The 18,271-nt window shown below is 69.0% G+C and carries 17 protein-coding genes and 1 pseudogene; 11 read left to right on the top strand and 7 right to left on the bottom strand.

The genetic code is table 11. The features are described 5' to 3' along the window. The first annotated feature begins 93 nt into the window (after nt 1-93). Genes WFG93_RS10045 through WFG93_RS10030 form a run of 4 tightly spaced genes read left to right on the top strand, consistent with a single transcriptional unit; the run spans nt 94 to nt 4,168 of the window. Entirely contained in the window at nt 94-1,290 is a 1,197-nt protein-coding gene (locus tag WFG93_RS10045; RefSeq protein WP_336646204.1) for a hypothetical protein, read from the top strand. Nucleotides 1,291-1,294: 4 nt separating this feature from the next. Continuing rightward, nucleotides 1,295-2,608, top strand: coding sequence for a histidinol dehydrogenase (gene hisD / locus WFG93_RS10040; protein WP_336646203.1), 1,314 nt, complete (start codon nt 1,295-1,297; stop codon nt 2,606-2,608). Nucleotides 2,609-2,638: 30 nt separating this feature from the next. Further along, entirely contained in the window at nt 2,639-3,115 is a 477-nt protein-coding gene (nrdR, locus tag WFG93_RS10035; RefSeq protein ID WP_336646202.1) for a transcriptional regulator NrdR, read from the top strand. Between the two features lie 12 nt (nt 3,116-3,127). Then, a complete protein-coding gene (locus tag WFG93_RS10030) occupies nt 3,128-4,168 on the top strand; it encodes a quinone-dependent dihydroorotate dehydrogenase (protein ID WP_336646310.1) in 1,041 nt (346 codons plus the stop codon). Here WFG93_RS10030 and WFG93_RS10025 read toward each other — a convergent pair. Next, nucleotides 4,153-4,713 carry a DUF3043 domain-containing protein gene (locus tag WFG93_RS10025; RefSeq protein WP_336646201.1) on the bottom strand — a complete coding sequence of 187 codons (561 nt, stop codon included), beginning with the start codon at nt 4,711-4,713 and terminating at the stop codon, nt 4,153-4,155. The genes WFG93_RS10030 and WFG93_RS10025 overlap by 16 nt on opposite strands. 44 nt (nt 4,714-4,757) lie before the next feature. Here WFG93_RS10025 and WFG93_RS10020 point away from each other — a divergent pair, with 44 nt between their 5' ends. From WFG93_RS10020 to WFG93_RS10000, 5 genes are all read left to right on the top strand, one after another. Then, nucleotides 4,758-6,182 (top strand): dipeptidase, encoded by a 1,425-nt coding sequence (locus WFG93_RS10020; RefSeq protein WP_336646200.1) that lies wholly within the window; start codon nt 4,758-4,760, stop codon nt 6,180-6,182. Nucleotides 6,183-6,262: 80 nt separating this feature from the next. Next, nucleotides 6,263-6,631: an iron-sulfur cluster insertion protein ErpA gene (gene erpA / locus WFG93_RS10015; protein WP_336646199.1), complete on the top strand. Its 369-nt coding sequence runs from the start codon at nt 6,263-6,265 to the stop codon at nt 6,629-6,631. A gap of 89 nt (nt 6,632-6,720) precedes the next feature. Beyond that, entirely contained in the window at nt 6,721-7,620 is a 900-nt protein-coding gene (ctaC, locus tag WFG93_RS10010) for an aa3-type cytochrome oxidase subunit II (RefSeq protein WP_336646198.1), read from the top strand. A gap of 3 nt (nt 7,621-7,623) precedes the next feature. Beyond that, complete coding sequence (ctaD, locus tag WFG93_RS10005; protein ID WP_336646197.1) at nt 7,624-9,348, top strand: aa3-type cytochrome oxidase subunit I; 1,725 nt, start codon at nt 7,624-7,626, stop codon at nt 9,346-9,348. Between the two features lie 3 nt (nt 9,349-9,351). Next, on the top strand, nt 9,352-9,774 hold the full coding sequence (locus WFG93_RS10000; protein ID WP_336646196.1) for a cytochrome c oxidase subunit 4: 423 nt from the start codon (nt 9,352-9,354) through the stop codon (nt 9,772-9,774). 140 nt (nt 9,775-9,914) lie between these two features. On the opposite strand, the pseudogene WFG93_RS09995 reads toward WFG93_RS10000, so the two are convergent. The 5 genes and pseudogenes from WFG93_RS09995 to ctaE all read right to left on the bottom strand — a co-directional run bounded on the left by WFG93_RS09995 (nt 9,915) and on the right by ctaE (nt 14,951). Further along, nucleotides 9,915-10,333, bottom strand: a pseudogene (locus WFG93_RS09995) (rhodanese-like domain-containing protein). A gap of 177 nt (nt 10,334-10,510) precedes the next feature. Beyond that, the gene (gene qcrB / locus WFG93_RS09990; protein ID WP_336646195.1) at nt 10,511-12,331 is read right to left on the bottom strand and encodes a cytochrome bc1 complex cytochrome b subunit; all 1,821 of its coding nucleotides are present in this window, start codon (nt 12,329-12,331) and stop codon (nt 10,511-10,513) included. Continuing rightward, the gene (gene qcrA, locus WFG93_RS09985; RefSeq protein WP_336646194.1) at nt 12,328-13,404 is read right to left on the bottom strand and encodes a cytochrome bc1 complex Rieske iron-sulfur subunit; all 1,077 of its coding nucleotides are present in this window, start codon (nt 13,402-13,404) and stop codon (nt 12,328-12,330) included. Before qcrA ends, qcrB begins: the two co-directional genes overlap by 4 nt. A gap of 36 nt (nt 13,405-13,440) precedes the next feature. Further along, entirely contained in the window at nt 13,441-14,274 is an 834-nt protein-coding gene (gene qcrC / locus WFG93_RS09980; RefSeq protein ID WP_336646193.1) for a cytochrome bc1 complex diheme cytochrome c subunit, read from the bottom strand. 20 nt (nt 14,275-14,294) lie between these two features. After that, nucleotides 14,295-14,951: an aa3-type cytochrome oxidase subunit III gene (ctaE, locus tag WFG93_RS09975; RefSeq protein WP_336646309.1), complete on the bottom strand. Its 657-nt coding sequence runs from the start codon at nt 14,949-14,951 to the stop codon at nt 14,295-14,297. A 199-nt stretch (nt 14,952-15,150) separates the two neighbouring features. Between ctaE and trpD the strand changes: the two genes are divergently transcribed. Continuing rightward, entirely contained in the window at nt 15,151-16,215 is a 1,065-nt protein-coding gene (trpD, locus tag WFG93_RS09970) for an anthranilate phosphoribosyltransferase (RefSeq protein WP_336646192.1), read from the top strand. A 10-nt stretch (nt 16,216-16,225) separates the two neighbouring features. Then, nucleotides 16,226-17,215: a PHP domain-containing protein gene (locus tag WFG93_RS09965; protein WP_336646191.1), complete on the top strand. Its 990-nt coding sequence runs from the start codon at nt 16,226-16,228 to the stop codon at nt 17,213-17,215. 1 nt (nt 17,216) lies between these two features. Here WFG93_RS09965 and WFG93_RS09960 read toward each other — a convergent pair whose 3' ends face one another. Further along, the gene (locus WFG93_RS09960; RefSeq protein WP_336646190.1) at nt 17,217-18,149 is read right to left on the bottom strand and encodes a 5'-3' exonuclease; all 933 of its coding nucleotides are present in this window, start codon (nt 18,147-18,149) and stop codon (nt 17,217-17,219) included. Between the last annotated feature and the right edge of the window lie 122 nt (nt 18,150-18,271).

The following is an 18,271-nucleotide window of genomic DNA, read 5'->3' as shown; positions in this document are numbered from 1 at the left end:
CGGGCAGCAGGGAAACGACACATGGAACACGCGGATGACGTCGGTAGGATCGGGTCTCGCGTGGCGACTGCGCACGATGAAAGGACAGGGCCGATGAGCTTCGACAAGCCCCACCCCTCAGACGACGACAGCGCTCTCGGCGTCGGGTCCGCGGCCGTGCCGCAGACCGAGGACGCCCGGGATGCCGACGACGACGGCGTGCTCTACGAGGACCAGGTCCAGCCCGAGTACGGGATCGTGGGCTTCACGCTGCGCGAGCTTCTCATCGTGGGCGCCTGGCTGGTGCTCTTCATCGTCTCGTTCTTCCCGGTGAGCACCATCGGCGGCTCCGTCTGGACGACCGGGATCAGCTGGATCCTCATGGTCGGCGTGCCCACGGTGGCGGTGTTCCTCGTCCTGCTGCGCCGCTTCTCGCCGGCGGGGATCCGGCGGGTCGGCTCGCTGGGGATCGATCAGTTCGCCTCGGTGGCGGCCGCGGTGGCGGCTGTGTCGTGGGCGCAGGTGCTCTGGCAGCAGATCGCCGGGAGCGTGGAGACCGGGGTCCTGCTGGTCGGCTGGGTCGCGGTGCTCGCCCAGCTCGCGACGCTCGCGCTCGTGGCCACGACCGTCGCGGCCCCGCTGCTTCCGCGCCTGCGCGAGGACTTCCACGGGCGTCTGGAGACTCTGGCGCACCGCAACGCCAATCCGGTGCGTCCCGTGATCTCCCGGCCGCGCGCAGAGCGCCCCGTGAAGCCGGCCGGCAGGCCGGCAGCGCCCGCTCCCGACGACGCAGGCACCGCAGGCACTGACGCGCCGACGACCCGCGGCGTGGAGGTGCTGCACAACACCGCCGCCGTCGAGGCGCTGCAGCAGATCTTCACCGTCGACGACGAGCGCGCCCACGCGCTGGCCGCGGCTCAGCACAACACCGCCGCCGACGGGCTCGCGGGAGAGGAGGTCGGGGCGGAGGCCGCACCGCGCGGACACTACACCGACGTCGATCCCGGCGGATCCGACCCCGAGGATGGCCCCGAGACCAGGGCCCACGTCGTCGTTCAGCCCGCCGACCCCGGCCAGTACACCGACACGGAGGCGGAGCACGCCGCTGATGGACCGGCCCGCCCCGAGCCGTTCTGGATCCTCGCGCCCACCGAGCGCGACGTGCTGGACGAACACGGCCAGCCCCTGTTCCGGGTGGGGCCGACGGCCTGGGCGCTCGCCCTCGAGGATCGCGGCGGAGCTTTCGTCGTGCGACATGAGGACGGCCGCATCGGCTACCTCCACGACATCTCCGACATCACGAAAGGCTGAGTGCGTGCGCACCATCGATCTCCGCGGGCGAAGCCTCACCCCCGCAGAAATGCTCGCCGCCGTCCCGCGCGCGACCCAGGCACGCGCCGAGGCCCTCGACGCCGCGACTCGCATCGTCGAGGCGGTGCGCACCGGCGGCGAGGAAGCACTGCGCGACCAGGCCGAACGCTTCGACGGCGTCACCGGTCACGCCATCCGCGTGCCGGCCGCGCACATCGCCGAAGCCGCACAGAGCGTCGAGCCGAAGGTGCGGGCGGCGCTCGAGGAAGCGATCGAGCGGGTGCGTCGCGCCTCCGCCGCGCAGGTCCCCGCAGGGCAGACCACCGCGATCGGACCGGGGGCGCACATCGTGCAGCGCTGGCAGCCCGTGGGGCGCGCCGGCGTGTACATCCCGGGTGGCAAGGCGGTCTATCCGTCGAGTGTCATCATGAACGTCGTCCCCGCCCAGGTGGCCGGTGTCTCCTCCATCGCCCTCGCCTCCCCGCCGCAGCGCGATCACGACGGTCGGGTCCACCCCAGCATCCTCGCCGCCGCGGCGCTGCTCGGTGTCGACGAGGTCTACGCGATGGGCGGAGCGGGCGCCGTCGGCGCCCTCGCCCACGGCGTGGCCGCGCTCGGCCTCGACCCCGTCGACGTCGTCTCCGGCCCCGGCAACAACTACGTCGCGTCCGCCAAGCGCGCGGTGGCCGGTGTGGTGGGCACCGACTCCGAGGCGGGCGCCACCGAGATCCTCGTCGTCGCCGATTCCTCGGCCGATCCGGTCCTGGTCGCCGCCGACCTGATAAGCCAGGCGGAGCACGACGAGCAGGCCTCCGCGGTGCTGGTCACCGACTCCGCCGAGCTCGCCGCGCGCGTCGCCGACGAGGTGACGCGGCAGGCCGCATCCACGACTCACGTGGCGCGGGTCGCGGCCGCGCTCGAGGGCCCGCAGTCCGCGATCGTGCTCGTCGACGACCGGGCGATGGCGGAGCGCTTCAGCAATGCCTACGCACCCGAGCACCTCGAACTGCACCTGGTGGACGCAGCCGCTGCATCCGACCGCTTCACCAGCGCCGGCGCCGTGTTCGTCGGCGATCAGACCCCGGTGAGCCTGGGCGACTACATGGCGGGCAGCAATCACGTGCTGCCCACCGGCGGGCAGGCGCGCTACGCGGCCGGGCTCGGGGCGTACACGTTCCTGCGTCCGCAGCAGGTCATCGAATACGACCACGCCGCACTGGCCGAGGTGCGCGAGGGCATCGTCGCGCTGGCCGAGGCGGAGGTGCTGCCCGCGCACGGCGACGCCGTGCAGGCGCGATTCGCCGATGCTCCCCGGTGACGTCGGCTCGAGCGACTACGCTGAAGCACCATGCACTGCCCCTTCTGCCGGCATCCGGACTCCCGGGTCATCGACTCGCGCACCAGTGACGACGGACTCTCCATCCGCCGTCGCCGACAGTGTCCGGAGTGCGGAGGACGCTTCTCCACCACCGAGACCGCGAGTCTGTCGGTCATCAAGCGCTCCGGCGTCGTGGAGGCGTTCAGCCGCGACAAGGTGATCTCCGGGGTGCGCAAGGCATGCCAGGGGCGCCCGGTCACCGAGGCCAACCTCGCCCTGCTCGCGCAGAAGGTCGAGGAGGCCGTGCGCCAGACCGGCGTCTCGCAGCTGGACACCAACGAGATCGGCCTCGCCATCCTGGGTCCGCTGCGTGAGCTCGACGAGGTCGCCTACCTGCGCTTCGCGAGCGTCTACCAGGAGTTCGACTCCCTCGACGACTTCGAGCGCGCCATCGGAGACCTGCGCGCCGATCACATCGCGTCAGAGACGGATTCCCCCGACCGGTAACCTTGGGCGGTGATGTACTCGCTGCTCTTCCGCCACGTCCTCACGCGCTTCGATCCCGAGGTCGCGCACCACGCCGCGATGGCCGTCATCCGTGTGCTGGGCGTGCGACCGCTGTCGTGGGCGGCGCGCGCGCTGACCGCGCCCGGCGCGGACCAGCAGGTGCACGCCCTCGGTCTCACCTTCCCGTCCCCGTTCGGGGTGGCCGCCGGCTTCGACAAGAACGCGGTCGGCGTGCGCGGACTGGATGCGCTGGGGTTCGGTCACATCGAGATCGGCACGATCACGGCGATCCCGCAGGAGGGCAACCCGAAGCCGCGCCTGTTCCGCCTGGTCGAGGACCGCGCTGTCATCAACCGGATGGGATTCAACAACGAGGGAGCGGATGCCGCCGCCCGTCGCCTGGGCGGCCTGCGTCGACGCGCCCCGCGCGCGGTGATCGGGGTGAACATCGGCAAGAGCCGGGTGGTCGACGTGGAGGACGCGATCGGCGATTACGTCGTCTCGGCGACCCGCCTCGCACCCCTGGCCGATTACCTGGCCGTGAACGTGTCCTCGCCGAACACGCCGGGACTGCGCGGCCTGCAGGCCGTGGACACTCTCGCCCCGCTGCTGCGCGCGGTGCGAGAGGCAGCCGCCGGGACGCCCCTGCTGGTGAAGATCGCTCCCGACCTGCCCGACGAGGAGATCGAGGCGATCGCGCGTCTCGCCGTCGCGGAGGGTCTCGCCGGCATCATCGCGCACAACACCACGATCTCCCGTGAGGGACTGCGCACCGACCCCGCTGTCGTCGAGGCCGCCGGTGCCGGCGGACTGTCGGGCGCACCTCTGAAGGAGCGGTCGCTGCAGGTGCTGGCGGTCGTGCGCGCGGCCGTACCGGACGACTTCTGCGTCATCGCCGTCGGGGGAGTGGAGACGGCGGAGGATGTGCAGCGGCGCCTGGATGCCGGCGCCACCCTCGTGCAGGGGTACACCGCGTTCCTCTACCGCGGACCCTTGTGGGCACGGCAGATCAACAGAGGCCTGCGCCTGTCGAAGGGTCAGGCCGGGTACTGACCGCGCTTGACCTGCGGCTTGGGAAGACGCATGAAGCGCATCTGCAGCGAGCGCATCGCCGCGTACCAGCCCAGACCGCGCTCCCGTCGCTCCGCGCCGAATCTCGCGGCGGCCTTCTTCTTCACGCGCATGCTCAGCAGCACCATGTCGGCGACGGCGAGCAGCATGAACGCCCACAGCCCGACCATCGCCCACAGCTGCACGGCGGGGATGTTGACCAGGCTCAGCAGGATGACCAGCAGCATCGAGGCCATCAGCCATTCCGAGATGAGCCAGCCGGCATCCACGTAGTCCCGCACCCAGCGACGCTGCGGACCGCGGTCGCGGGCGGGCAGGTAGCGGTCGTCGCCGTTCTCCATGCCGACTCGCGCCCGTTCGCGCCGGGCCTGCAGGTCGGCCTTGGCGGCCGCCCTGGCCTCCTTGGTGTCGGCGACCAGCGGTCGGCGGTTCGCCGCCTCGCGTTCGGCGCGCGTCGGGGTGGCGCGGCCCTTGCCCACGACGGGCGTCTTGGGGGCGTCGTCAGCGGCGGGGGAGGAGTGGGGCACGGTCGACCTCAGTTCGCAATCGGGTTCACCTTAAGATTACTCGCATGACGTCGACCTCATCCCCCTCCGCCTCGTCCGCCTCGCCCGCCGAGGACGCGCTGCTCGAGGCGGTCTCCCTCGGCATCCCGTCCGCGCTGTCCGACCTCGGCGCACTCGTGCGCATCCCGGGCATCGCCTGGCCCTCGTTCGACCAGACCCAGCTGGAGCGCTCGGCCGAGGCCGTCGCCGAACTCGCCCGTGAGACGGGCGTCTTCGACGAGGTGCGCGTGCTGCGCGCACACGTCGACGACACCGAGGAGCTCGGCCAGCCCGCGGTGCTCGCCACGCGCGCGGCCCGCAACGGTCGACCCACCATCCTGCTCTACGCGCACCACGACGTGCAGCCCCCGGGTGACGACGCGCTGTGGCAGACCCCGCCGTTCGAGCCGACCGTGCGCGACGGGCGGCTGTACGGCCGCGGCGCCGCCGACGACAAGGCCGGCATCATGGCGCACATCGCCGCACTGCGCGCCGTGGCCGAGGTGATCGGCGACGACTTCGACCTGGGCGTCGCACTGTTCATCGAGGGGGAGGAGGAGTACGGCTCGCGTTCGTTCGCGCGGTTCCTGCGCGACAACGCGGATTCGCTGCGCGCCGACGCGATCGTCGTGGCCGACTCCGGCAACCTCGACTCGCACACCCCCGGCCTCACCGTGTCCCTGCGCGGCAACGCGCGCTTCACGCTCACCGTGCGCACTCTCGCGCACGCCTCGCACTCGGGGATGTTCGGCGGAGCGGTGCCGGATGCCATGATGGCCGCGGTCACCCTGCTGGCGACGCTCTGGGATGCCGACGGCGCGGTCGCCGTGGAGGGGATGACGCAGCGCGACGCGGCCACACCGCCCTACGACGAGCAGACGCTGCGTGCCGAGACCGGCCTGCTCGACGGCGTCTCGCCCATCGGCCGCGACGACATCTACGGCCGGATCTGGAACAGGCCCGCCATCACGCTGATCGGCATCGACGCGACCAGCGTCGACGCCGCCTCGAACACCCTGCTGCCCGAGGTGCGGGTCGTGCTCAGCGCGCGCGTCGCGCCCGGTCAGAGCTCCGCCGAGGCGTACGCCGCTCTGGAACGGCATCTGCGCGCGCACGCCCCCTTCGGGGCCCAGCTGACCTTCTCGGATGTCGATCTCGGCGACGGCTTCCTGGTCGATCCGTCCGGCTGGGCGCTCGAGCTGACCCGCGATGCGATGGCCGACGGCTACGGGGTCGCGCCGGTGGATCTGGGCATCGGCGGCTCGATCCCGTTCATCGCCGACCTCGTCCGCGAGTTCCCGCACGCGCAGATCCTCGTCACCGGCGTGGAGGACCCGCACTCCCGTGCGCACAGCCCGAACGAATCGCTGCACCTCGACACGTTCCGCAACGCTGTGCGCACCGAGGCGCTGCTGCTGGCGCGCATGAACGCGCGATCGGGCGCCGACTGAGCATCCGGCCCGAACGGGGTGGGCGGCGGTAGAATCGAGCACGAGCAGCGAGACCGCGCTGCCCGTTGCAAGGAGTTGAGATGAGCGACACCACCCTGACCTCGGAGTCCACCGCGGCTCCCGCCCACGGGGTCTCCCTGACCGAAGCCGCCGCCCTGAAGGTGAAGAGCCTGCTCGAGCAGGAGGGACGCGACGACCTGCGCCTGCGCGTCGCCGTCCAGCCGGGTGGCTGCTCAGGCCTGATCTACCAGCTGTACTTCGACGAGCGCTACCTCGAGGGCGACGAGACCGTCGACTTCGACGGTGTCGAGGTCATCATCGACAACATGAGCGTGCCCTATCTCGATGGTGCCTCGATCGACTTCAAGGACACGATCTCGGAGCAGGGGTTCACCATCGACAACCCCAACGCGGCGGGCAGCTGCGCCTGCGGCGACAGCTTCCACTGAGTCGCGCCAACCTGCATGGTTGGCATGAATCGCGTGTGAGGTTGCCCTAGACTTGATTCTGCTCCTGTCCAAGATCTGAAAGGTGCACCGTGCCTTCGAAACGCCGCCTTCGTTGGGCCGCACTCCCGCTGGGAGCAGCGGCAGCTGTGGCCCTGGCGGGATGTACTCCCACCGAACTCCATGGCTTCCTCCCGGGCTTCGTCGAAGACGGCACCCCTGCGACCAACCAGACGGACACCGTCGCCGGTCTGTGGGTCACGTCGTGGATCGTCCTGCTGGCCGTCGGCGTGATCACGTGGGCGCTCATGGCGTGGGCGCTGGTGATGTACCGCCGGCGCAGCGGCCAGACCGGGCTGCCCGTGCAGCTGCGCTACAACATGCCGATCGAGATCCTCTACACGGTGATCCCGCTGATCCTCGTGCTCGGCATGTTCTTCTTCACCGCGCGCGATCAGGCCGACATCGAGACGCAGTGGAAGGACCCCGACGTCCACATCACCGCGATCGCCAAGCAGTGGGCCTGGGACTTCCAGTACGACGGCGAGGACAGCGACAACTCGGACGCCGTGTGGACCATGGGCGTGCAGGCCGACCCCGACGAGAACGGCGACATCGAGCGCGAGAAGCTGCCCACGCTGGTGCTCCCGGTCGACCAGAAGGTCACCATCGAGCTGCAGTCGCGTGACGTGATCCACTCCTTCTGGATCATCGACTTCCTCTACAAGAAGGACATGTACATCGGCAAGGACAATTCGTGGTCCTTCGTGCCGACGCGTGTCGGAGAGTACGACGGCAAGTGCGCCGAGCTCTGCGGCGAGTACCACTCGATGATGCTCTTCAACGTGAAGGTCGTCGAGCAGGACGAATACGACGCGTACCTCGACACCCTGCGCGAGCAGGGCAACACGGGCGACATCGCGGACGCCTACGACCGACTCAGCAATCTCCCCGGGAACGGCACGAGCACGCATCCCGAGGAAGAGGAGTAAGCCATGACCACCACAGCTGAACCCACCACGGTGCCGGGCGGACGTCCGTCCACGCTCCCACCGCGTCAGGCCGCTCTTCTCACCTCCTCGCGTGTGGAGCAGAAGGGCAACATCGTCGTCAAGTGGATGACCTCCACCGACCACAAGACGATCGGGTACATGTACCTCATCGCGTCGGTGCTGTTCTTCCTCCTCGGCGGTGTGATGGCCCTCATCATCCGCGCCGAGCTGTTCTCCCCCGGCATGCAGATCGTGCCGACCAAGGAGCAGTACAACCAGCTGTTCACGATGCACGGCACGATCATGCTGCTGATGTTCGCGACGCCGCTGTTCGCCGGGTTCGCCAACGCGATCCTGCCGCTGCAGATCGGTGCGCCGGACGTCGCCTTCCCGCGTCTGAACGCGTTCGCCTTCTGGCTGTTCACGTTCGGCTCCGTGATGGCCGTCGCCGGCTTCCTCACCCCACAGGGCGCCGCGGCGTTCGGCTGGTTCGCGTACCAGCCGCTGGCCAACTCGTCGTTCTCCCCTGGCGTGGGCGGCAACCTCTGGATGCTGGGTCTGGGCATGTCGGGCTTCGGCACGATCCTCGGTGCGGTGAACTTCATCACCACGATCATCACCATGCGCGCGCCCGGAATGACCATGTGGCGCATGCCGATCTTCTCGTGGAACACCCTGATCACGAGCCTGCTGATCCTCATGGCGTTCCCGGTGCTCGCCGCGGCGATGCTCGCCGCCGCTTCGGACCGCGTCCTCGGCTCGCACGTCTACGACGTCGCCAACGGCGGCGTGCTGCTGTGGCAGCACCTGTTCTGGTTCTTCGGTCACCCCGAGGTGTACATCATCGCGCTGCCGTTCTTCGGCATCGTCTCCGAGGTGTTCCCGGTGTTCAGCCGCAAGCCGATCTTCGGATACAAGACGCTGGTGTACGCGACCATCGCGATCGCCTCGCTGTCGGTGGCCGTCTGGGCGCACCACATGTACGTCACCGGCGGTGTGCTGCTGCCGTTCTTCTCGCTGATGACCATGCTCATCGCGGTGCCGACGGGTGTGAAGATCTTCAACTGGATCGGCACGATGTGGCGGGGCTCCATCACCTTCGAGACGCCCATGGTGTTCTCGCTCGGCTTCCTGGTGTCGTTCGTCTTCGGCGGTCTGACCGGCGTCATCCTCGCGTCGCCGCCGCTGGACTTCCACCTCAGCGACTCGTACTTCGTCGTCGCCCACTTCCACTACGTCGTCTTCGGCACCGTGGTGTTCGCGATGTTCGCCGGCTTCTACTTCTGGTGGCCGAAGTGGACGGGGCGGATGCTGAACGAGACCCTCGGGTACATCCACTTCTGGATGCTGTTCATCGGCTTCCACATGACCTTCCTCGTGCAGCACTGGCTGGGCGTCGACGGCATGCCGCGCCGCTACGCGGACTACTCCGCGTACGACAACTGGGAGTGGGGCAACCAGGTCTCCACGATCGGCGCCGTCATCCTCGGTGCGTCGATGCTGCCCTTCTTCCTCAACGTGTGGATCACTGCACGCAAGGCGCCGAAGGTCACCGTCAACGACCCGTGGGGCTATGGGGCCTCGCTCGAGTGGGCGACCTCCTGCCCGCCCCCGCGTCATAACTTCACGTCGATCCCGCGCATCCGCAGCGAGCGTCCGGCATTCGACCTGAACCACCCGGAGGCCGCCGAGCACCCGGTCGGCGTCGCAGCGGGAGAGGTCAAGTAAGACATGCGCAGCAATATCGTCCTGTGGTGGATCATCACCGCGTTCTTCCTCGCCGCTTCGGTGATCTACACGATCTGGAACCTCGTCGATCCCTTCCACGGCTACGTGGAGTGGGTCGGCACGGTGGCCCTGCTGTTCGTGGCCTTCATGGGCGCCATGATCGCCGTCTACCTGCGTCGCACCTACCGTGCCCAGGGCGGCGAGCTGCCCGAGGACGTGCTCACCGCCGACATCGACGACGGTGACCCCGAGCTCGGCGAGTTCTCGCCGTGGTCGTGGTGGCCGCTCGTCCTCGCGGGCTCAGCAGGGGTGTTCCTGCTCGGCCTCGCGGTCGGTCAATTCCTGCTGCCGATCGGCCTGGCGATCTTCGTCGTCGCGATCGTCGGCTGGGTCTACGAGTACTACCGCGGTCACTTCGCGCGCTGACGACTCCCGTCTCACCACGAAGGCCCCCTGGATGCGTCCAGGGGGCCTTTTCGTCTCGTCTGCCGTGCACGCCGCTCCTGCTGGTGCCCTGCCGGGCTGCTGATGGTGCCGTGCCTGCACGGGCGACCGGGAACGATGCGTCAGGGCCGGGTACGCACGCGGGGGACACCGGTCAGCGGATCCACCGGACGCCGGTGCACGCCGTCGTGGTCCTCCACCGGGTAGCCGCCGCGCACCCAGTACTCGAAGCCGCCGATGAGCTCACGCACCGCGAAACCCAGCCGGGCGAACTCCAGCGCGCCCTTGGCGCCGGCGTTGCATCCGGGGCTCCAGCAGTACACCACCACTTGCGCGTCGGATGCGATCTCCACCGGGCGCGGGTCGCGATCTGCGCGTAGTGCATGTGCACGGCGCCGGGAATGCGCCCCTGGGCCCACGCCTCGTCCGAGCGCACATCCACCACCACGATGTCCTCGCCGGCGGTCCGTGCCGCGTGCAGATCGCTGGCGTCGGTCTCGTACTGCAGCTTGGCGGCGAAGAAGTCCTGACGATCCATCATGCGCTCAGGCTACTCGCGTCCGGACTCTAAGCACGCGGATATGACCGTCGTGACCGCGCGGGTCGCAACGCATCGGGTGTCACGAGGTCGGGGAGATCAGCCGGGTACAGGGGAGCGCACAACGCAGAAGGTCCCGTCCATTGCGGACGGGACCTTCTGTGCAATGGAGGAGTGCGCTTACGCGTCCTCCGCCTTGTCGTCGTGGCTCTTCGGGCGCGGCTTCTCAGCCGGGTCCTGAGCGATGACCGAACTCGGGGTGTTCGGCGTCTCGCCGACGTGAGCGTCCATTGGAGCGATCTGGTCTTCCGAGGTGACACCGGCGCGGGCGTGCGCCCCGGCGATCTCCTCGGCCTCCAGCGCCTCGTCGACGGCCAGCGTGTGGTGCTGATGCGCGTCCGCTGCCGCGATCTCGGCCTGCGTCAGCGGCTGCAGGCGGTCCTCGTAGAACCAGCGCGAGATCGAGCTGCGCAGGTTCTCGTGCCACGGGATGCGGCCCTTGGCGTTGGGACGGACGACCAGCGGCTCGTAAGTGGCGTAGTCGATGAGCTTCCAGCGGTCGTACACGTCGACCGGCTGGTGCACCTCGATGTACTCGCCGCCGGGGAGTCGGACGATACGCCCGGACTCGTATCCGTGCAGCACGATCTCGCGGTCCTTCTTCTGCAGCGCGATGCAGATGCGCTTGGTGATGAAGTAGCCGAGCACCGGTCCGACGAACAGCAGCGCCTGCAGGGTGTGGATCACACCCTCCATGGTGAGCATGAAGTGCGTGGCCATCAGGTCGGACGAGGCGCCCGCCCACAGCACGGCGTAGAAGATCATGCCGGCCACGCCGATGGCGGTGCGGGTGGGGGCGTTGCGCGGACGGTCGGCGAGGTGGTGCTCACGCTTGTCGCCGGTGACCCACGCCTCGATGAACGGGTAGAGGGCGACGACGACGATGAACAGTCCGAGCACGAGCACGGGGATCACGATGCCGAGCGACAGCGTGAACGGTCCGATCGGCACATCGAGGTGCGGAGGCGCCAGACGCAGCGCGCCGTCGGCGAAGCCGATGTACCAGTCCGGCTGCGTGCCGGCCGAGATGGGGGACGGGTCGTAGGGCCCGTAATCCCAGAACGGCAGGATCTGGAAGAACGACGCGATCAGCACGATCACACCGAAGACGATGAAGAAGAAGCCGCCCATCTTGGACATGTAGACCGGCATCATCGGGTAGCCGACCACGTTGTCGTTCGTGCGGCCCGGGCCGGCGAACTGGGTGTGCTTGTTGATCACCATCAGCATGAGGTGCAGCGCCACGAAGGCGATCACCAGCAGCGGCAGCAGCAGGATGTGCATGGTGTAGAGCCGGCCGACGATGTCGTCACCCGGGAACTCGCCGCCGAAGATCAGGAACGAGGTCCAGGTGCCGATCAGGGGAAGACCCTTGATCATGCCGTCGATGATGCGCAGACCGTTGCCGGAGAGCAGGTCGTCCGGCAGGGAGTAGCCCGTGAAGCCCTCGGCGAGGGCGAGGATGAACAGCACGAAGCCGATCACCCAGTTCAGCTCACGCGGCTTGCGGAAAGCACCGGTGAAGAACACGCGGAGCATGTGGATGCCGATGCCGGCGATGAACACCAGGGCCGCCCAGTGGTGGATCTGGCGCACCAGCAGGCCACCGCGCAGATCCCACGAGATCCGCAGCGCGGACTCGAACGCCGCGGTCATCTCCACGCCGCGCAGCGGCGCGTACGCGCCGGTGTAGTGGGTCGGAGCCATCGAGGCCTGGAAGAAGAACGTCAGGAACGATCCCGACAGGAACACGGCGACGAAGGCCCACAGCGCGACCTCGCCCAGCATGAACGACCAGTGGTCGGGGAAGATCTTGCGTCCGAGCTCCTTGACGAGGCCAGACAGGCTGGTGCGCTCGTCGAGGTAGTTCGCCGTCGCGCCGATGAAGCGTCCGCCCAGGGGCTTCTGCTTGGTGTCCTCTTTAAGAGTTGCGGTGCTCAATGACGCTCCCAGAAGCTCGGGCCGACGGGTTCGGTGAAGTCGCGCTGCGCGATGAGGTAGCCCTCATCGTCGACGGCGATGGGCAGCTGCGGCAGCGGGCGCGCTGCCGGGCCGAAGATGACCTTGGCGTGGTCCGTGACGTCGAACTGCGACTGGTGGCACGGGCACAGCAGGTGGTGCGTCTGCTGCTCGTACAGCGCCACCGGGCAGCCGACGTGCGTGCAGACCTTGGAGTACGCCACGATGCCGTCGTACGACCAGTCCTTGCGCTCCTCGGACTCGATGAGCTGCTCGGGCCGCAGGCGCATGAGCAGGACGATGGCCTTCGCCTTCTCCTCCATGTAGCCCTCGCCGTGGCTGAGGTCCGCCAGCGGCTCGGGGATCACGTGGAACGCGGAGCCGAGGGTGACGTCGGCGGCGCGGATTGGCGTGCCCTCCGGGTCGCGCGCCAGGCGCATGCCCGAGTCCCACATCGTGTGCTTGAGCAGCGCGACCGGGTCGCCGGCGATGGGGTTCTCCGGCGTGTTGTGCGGCGCGAGCCCGCGGAAAAGCGTGATCCCCGGCAGCACGGATGCCACCACGGCGGCGATCAGGGAGTTGCGGATGACGGTTCGACGGCCGAACCCGGACTCCTCGTTCGCGACTGCGAAGGAGTCGACGACCGCCTCGCGGGTGCTGTCACGACCGCGGGTGCGGTGGCGCAGCTCGATGTGCTCCTGGTCGGCCATCAGGGCCTTGGCCCAGTGGATCGCGCCGATGCCCAGCGCCAGCAGCGCGAAGGCGATGCCGATGCCGATGTACATGTTGTTGTGGCGGATGTCGATCGCCAGGCCGCTCTCGATCGGGAACAGCATGTACGCCGCAACCGCCCAGATGCTGCCGGCCAGCGACAGGTAGAACAGCGTGTACACCGTGCGGACCGCGGCCTTCTCGGCGCGGGGGTCCTTGTCGGTCATCCGCTGGCGGTGGGGAGGCAGTCCCGGGTTCTCCGCAGGATCGCTGACTGCGACGCCCAGCCCCGGTGAGGGCTGGTAGGCCCTGTCCAGAGCCTGCGTGTCGTCGTCGTGTGCCATGGTGCTCCTCGTACGTAACTCTTCGATGAAAGTGCGTCAGTTGGACTTCGCCGTGATCCACACGGTGAGCGCGACGAGGGCGCCGATGCCGAAGATCCAGATGAACAGGCCCTCGGACACAGGACCGAGCGATCCGAGCGTGAAGCCGCCGATCTGCACGGCCTCCTGCTGGTAGACGAGGGCGGCGATGATGTCGCGCTTGTCTTCGGTGCTCAGGTTCATGTTGCCGAACACGGGCATGTTCTGGGGGCCGGTGACCATGGCCGCGTAGATGTGCAGGGGGCTCGTCGAGGTCAGCGCAGGGGCGTACTTGCCCTCCGTCAGCGCTCCACCGGCAGCGGCCACGTTGTGGCACATCGCGCAGTTGATGCGGAAGAGCTCGGCGCCGTGGGAGACGTCGACCTCGTCGGTCGCGTCGTCCGGGTTCTTCTCGCCCGCGGTGATCCACTCGTCCGGGTACTTCGGGCCGGGGGCGACGCTCTGCACATAGGCGGCCATCGCGCGGATCTGCGCCTCGGTGAACTGCGGGTCCTTCTGCGGCGCCTGCGGGCCCTGCATCTGCAGCGGCATCCGCCCGGTCGACACCTGGAACTCGACCGCGAGCTCACCCACCCCGATGAGGCTCGGACCCTCGGAGGTGCCCTGCATCTCTCGGCCGTGACAGGTGGCGCAGTTCGCGGTGAACAGCTTCTCGCCGTCCTGGACCGTCAGCTCGGTGGCCGCGCTGGACTGCACGTCGCTGGTCGAGGCCATCGCCGCCGATGCGCCGGCGTAGGCGCCGCCGGTGAGCAGCAGGCCGGCGCCGATCAGGGCGGCAGCGGCGAGGGGACTGCGGCGACCGCGTGAGCGGTGCTTCTTCTCTCGTGCCATTTCGAAAAATCGCTCCGCTCTTATTTCAGGAAGTAGATGACGGCGAACAGGGCGACCCAGACGACGTCGACGAAGTGCCAGTAGTACGACACGACGATCGAGGAGGTCGCCTCCTTGTGGCCGAAGTTCTTGACGGCGTAGGCGCGCCCGATCACGAGCACGAAGGCGATCAGACCGCCGGTGACGTGCAGGGCGTGGAAGCCGGTGGTGATGTAGAACGCCGAGGCGTACGAGTCGGCGGTGATAGGCAGACCCTCGGTGACCAGCTGGGCGTACTCCCACACCTGTCCGCTGACGAAGATCGCGCCCAGGATGAAGGTGAGCCAGAACCACTCCACCATGCCCCAGCCGAACAGGCGGCGGCGGCCGAATGCGTTCAGCTTGCCCTTGTCGATGCGGTAGGGCTGCAGGTCCTCGGCGGCGAAGACGCCCATCTGGCAGGTGAACGACGAGGCGACCAGGATCGCGGTGTTGACGCCGGCGTAGACGACGTTGAGCAGCTGTGTGCGGTCGGCCCACAGCTCGGGGGAGGTGCTGCGCAGCGTGAAGTAGATCGCGAAGAGTCCCGCGAAGAACATGACTTCGCTGCCGAGCCACACGATGGTGCCGACAGCGACCGGATTGGGGCGCTTGATGGTTCTTGCCGCCGGGGCATACGTCGCTGAGGTGGTCACCAGACCATTATGGCCGATTCGCCGGCGGGATTCTCGCACCCCGCTCGCCTGTCCGCCTGTCGGAGAACTAAGGAGAACCTAAGAAGCACCTGCGAATCCGCGGTAATGTCCCGGTGAGGCCGGTCCGGCACTGCTGCCGACGGGTGCGCCGGCCGTGTCATCTCGAATCGGCATCGTTCTGCGCGCGATTAGGATCGCAGTCATGCTCGACACCCCGACCTGGCCCGACCTGCTCTCCACCCTGTTGAGTCGCCGCGACCTCAGCGTCTGGGAGTCGACGTGGGCCATGCGCCAGGTCATGCAGGGCCGCGTGTCGGATGCGCAGCTCGCCGGCTTCCTGGTGGCGCTGCGCGCCAAGGGCGAGACCATCGACGAGATCGTCGGGTTTCGCGATGCCATCCTCGAGGCCGCCGTGCCCCTTCCGGTCTCGTCCGACGTGCTCGACATCGTCGGCACCGGTGGCGATCGGATCGGCACGGTGAACGTGTCGACCACCGCCGCGGTGATCATCGGCGCGATGGGCATCCCCGTCGTCAAGCACGGCAACCGCGCCGCGAGCTCCTCGTCGGGCTCATCCGACGTGCTCGCCGCGCTCGGCCTGGACATCTCTCTCGATCCGCAGCGCGTCGCGGCGGCGCTGGAGCGCACGGGCATCACGTTCGCCTGGGCGGCGGCCTTCCACCCCGGCTTCCAGCATGCGGGTGTCGCCCGTTCGGAGCTGGCCGTCCCGACCGTGTTCAACATGCTGGGCCCCCTGTGCAACCCCGCGCGCGCCGAGGCGAACGCCGTCGGCGTGGCGCAGCTGGATCGCGTGCCCCTCATCACCGGGGTGTTCCGCACCCGTGGAGCGACCGCCCTGGTCTTCCGCGGTGACGACGGTCTGGACGAGCTCACCACCACCGGGCACAGTCGGATCTGGGAGGTCACCCGCGGAGACATCCACGAGCACGACCTCGATCCGCGTGATCTCGGCATCCCGCTGGCAGAGCTTTCCGACCTGGTCGGCGGTCCGCCCGAGCACAACGCCGCCGTGCTGCGGCGCACGCTCGGCGGCGAGACCGGCGCCGTGCGCGACATCGTGCTGCTCAACGCGGCCGCCGGCGTCGTCGCCTACGAGCTCTCGCACGACGCGGCCCTGACGCAGGTGCCGATCGTCGAGCGGCTGCGCGACGCGTACCACCGCGCGGCCGCCGCAGTGGACGACGGTCGGGCTGCGGCCAAACTCGACGAGTGGGTCAGCGTGACCCGGGAACCCGCCGCCGGCTGAGCGGATGCCCATGGACGCCGCCGAAGCCCTCCTTGAGATAGCGTCGCTGCTCGAGCGCGAGCGTGCGTCCCGCTACCGGGCGAAGGCGTTCCGGCAGGCGGCGGACGTCGTGGCATCCCTGCCCGCCGACGTCCTCGACGACCCCGCCCGCCTGCAGGCGCAGAAGGGCATCGGCGCGTCCACCTTCGCCGTGATCCGCCAGGCGCGGGAGGGGCGGGTGCCCGACTACCTCGTCGAGCTGCGCGGCGAGGTGGAGCCCGAGCGCACCTCCGCGCTGCGCGCGCAGCTGCGCGGGGATCTGCACAGCCACACGGACTGGTCCGACGGCACCACACCGATCGACACCATGGTCGCGGCAGCGCGGGCCCTCGGGCACGAGTACCTCGCCATCACAGACCACTCGCCTCGGCTGAAGGTGGCCAGGGGGCTGTCGGCCGAGCGGCTGCGCGAGCAGATCCCGCTCGTGCGAGCGCAGTCCGGCGACGGGCTGACGGTGCTGGCCGGCATCGAGGTGGACATCCTCGAGGACGGCGGCCTGGACCAGACGCCGGAGATGCTCGACGCACTCGACATCGTCGTCGCGTCGGTGCACTCGAAGCTTCGGATGGATCCCGGCACGATGACCAGGCGGATGCTGGCCGCTGTCGCCGACCCGCACGTCAACGTGCTCGGGCACTGCACCGGACGCCTCGTGGAGGGCTCGCGCGGTACGCGGCCGCAGTCGCAGTTCGACGCCAGGGCGGTGTTCGCGGCCTGCGCCGAGTACGGCGTCGCCGTGGAGATCAACGCTCGGCCCGAACGGCAGGACCCGCCGGACGACCTGATCGAGATCGCGCTCGACGAGGGCTGCCTGTTCAGCATCGACTCCGACGCGCACGCTCCGGGCCAGCTCTCGCTGCTCGACTACGGCGCCGAGCGCGCTGAGGCGGCCGGTGTGCCGGCGGAGCGGATCGTCAGCACGTGGGGGCTGGAGCGGCTGCGCGCATGGGCCCGGGGCTGAGTCAGCCCGCTTCCTCCGCGGATGCCAGCGCGGTCAGCGCGCGGCTCATCGACGAGCCCAGGTTCCACCGCTCGGCGAGAGCCTCCGCGGCTTGGCGTGCGGCGCCATCGAGGGTGCCGAGCGCGATGCCGGGGGCGCTGATGTCGAGGTCGGTCGCGACGCGCACGACGCGCGGTGCGACGTCGAGGTAATCCGACGCCTCCGTGACGCGAGCGGCGGCGGCTCCGGTCAGGCCGCCGGCCTGCGCCGCGTCGCGAATGGCCGCGAGATCACCGTGCATGCGCAGCAGACTGGCCGCCGTCTTCTCTCCGATCCCCTTGACTCCAGGCAGGCCGTCCGAGGCATCGCCGCGGAGGGTGGCGAAGTCCGCGTACTGGGTCGGACGGATCCCATACCGCTCGAGCACGGTCTCATCGGTGACGACATCGAGGTTGCTCATGCCGCGCGCGGTGTAGATCACGCGGACGTCGCGGACGTCGTCGACCAGCTGGAACAGGTCGCGATCGCCGGTGACGATGTCGACCGGCAGCGTCGCCCGCGTCGCGAGCGTGCCGATCACGTCGTCCGCCTCGTGCTCGGGGACGCCGATGATCGGGATGCCGAGCGCGTCGAGCGCTTCGCGGATCAGCGGGACCTGCTGCTGCAGGGCGTCGGGCACCTCCTCGACGTCGGGGGCTGCGGCGACCTCGGCCACCACCCGATGCGCCTTGTAGCTCGGGATCAGATCGACGCGCCACTGCGGCCGCCAGTCGTCGTCCCAGCAGGCGACCAGCTGCGATGGCCGATAGACGGTCACGAGCTTGGCGATGATGTCGAGCAGGCCGCGGGTCGCGTTCACGGACGTGCCGTCGGGTGCCTTGACCTTGTCGGGAACTCCGAAGTAGGCCCGGAAGTAGAGGCTGGCGGTGTCGAGCAGCATCAGGCGTTCGGTCACCGCTCCAGCATAGGAGGAGGGGAGCGCGAGCCGCTGGGATCTGATAATCTGAAGTGTCACTCGTGGCGGGCATCCGTCTGCCCTCGTGGCATCGCAATCCACATCCAACCGCTTCGCAGCTC

Source organism: Microbacterium sp. USHLN186 (assembly GCF_037145155.1).
Taxonomy (GTDB): domain Bacteria; phylum Actinomycetota; class Actinomycetes; order Actinomycetales; family Microbacteriaceae; genus Microbacterium.
This window is presented reverse-complemented; position numbering and strand designations above follow the sequence as displayed.

Bases quoted from the DNA above. Each gene is read 5' to 3' on its own strand.
- WFG93_RS10030 (WP_336646310.1), top strand. From the start codon at position 3,128: ATGTACTCGCTGCTCTTCCGCCACGTCCTCACGCGCTTCGATCCCGAG.
- WFG93_RS10020 (WP_336646200.1), top strand. From the start codon at position 4,758: ATGACGTCGACCTCATCCCCCTCCGCCTCGTCCGCCTCGCCCGCCGAG.
- WFG93_RS09965 (WP_336646191.1), top strand. From the start codon at position 16,226: ATGGACGCCGCCGAAGCCCTCCTTGAGATAGCGTCGCTGCTCGAGCGC.
- erpA (WP_336646199.1), top strand. From the start codon at position 6,263: ATGAGCGACACCACCCTGACCTCGGAGTCCACCGCGGCTCCCGCCCAC.
- qcrA (WP_336646194.1), bottom strand. From the start codon at position 13,404: ATGGCACACGACGACGACACGCAGGCTCTGGACAGGGCCTACCAGCCC.
- ctaD (WP_336646197.1), top strand. From the start codon at position 7,624: ATGACCACCACAGCTGAACCCACCACGGTGCCGGGCGGACGTCCGTCC.
- WFG93_RS10045 (WP_336646204.1), top strand. From the start codon at position 94: ATGAGCTTCGACAAGCCCCACCCCTCAGACGACGACAGCGCTCTCGGC.
- WFG93_RS10000 (WP_336646196.1), top strand. From the start codon at position 9,352: ATGCGCAGCAATATCGTCCTGTGGTGGATCATCACCGCGTTCTTCCTC.
- qcrC (WP_336646193.1), bottom strand. From the start codon at position 14,274: ATGGCACGAGAGAAGAAGCACCGCTCACGCGGTCGCCGCAGTCCCCTC.
- nrdR (WP_336646202.1), top strand. From the start codon at position 2,639: ATGCACTGCCCCTTCTGCCGGCATCCGGACTCCCGGGTCATCGACTCG.
- trpD (WP_336646192.1), top strand. From the start codon at position 15,151: ATGCTCGACACCCCGACCTGGCCCGACCTGCTCTCCACCCTGTTGAGT.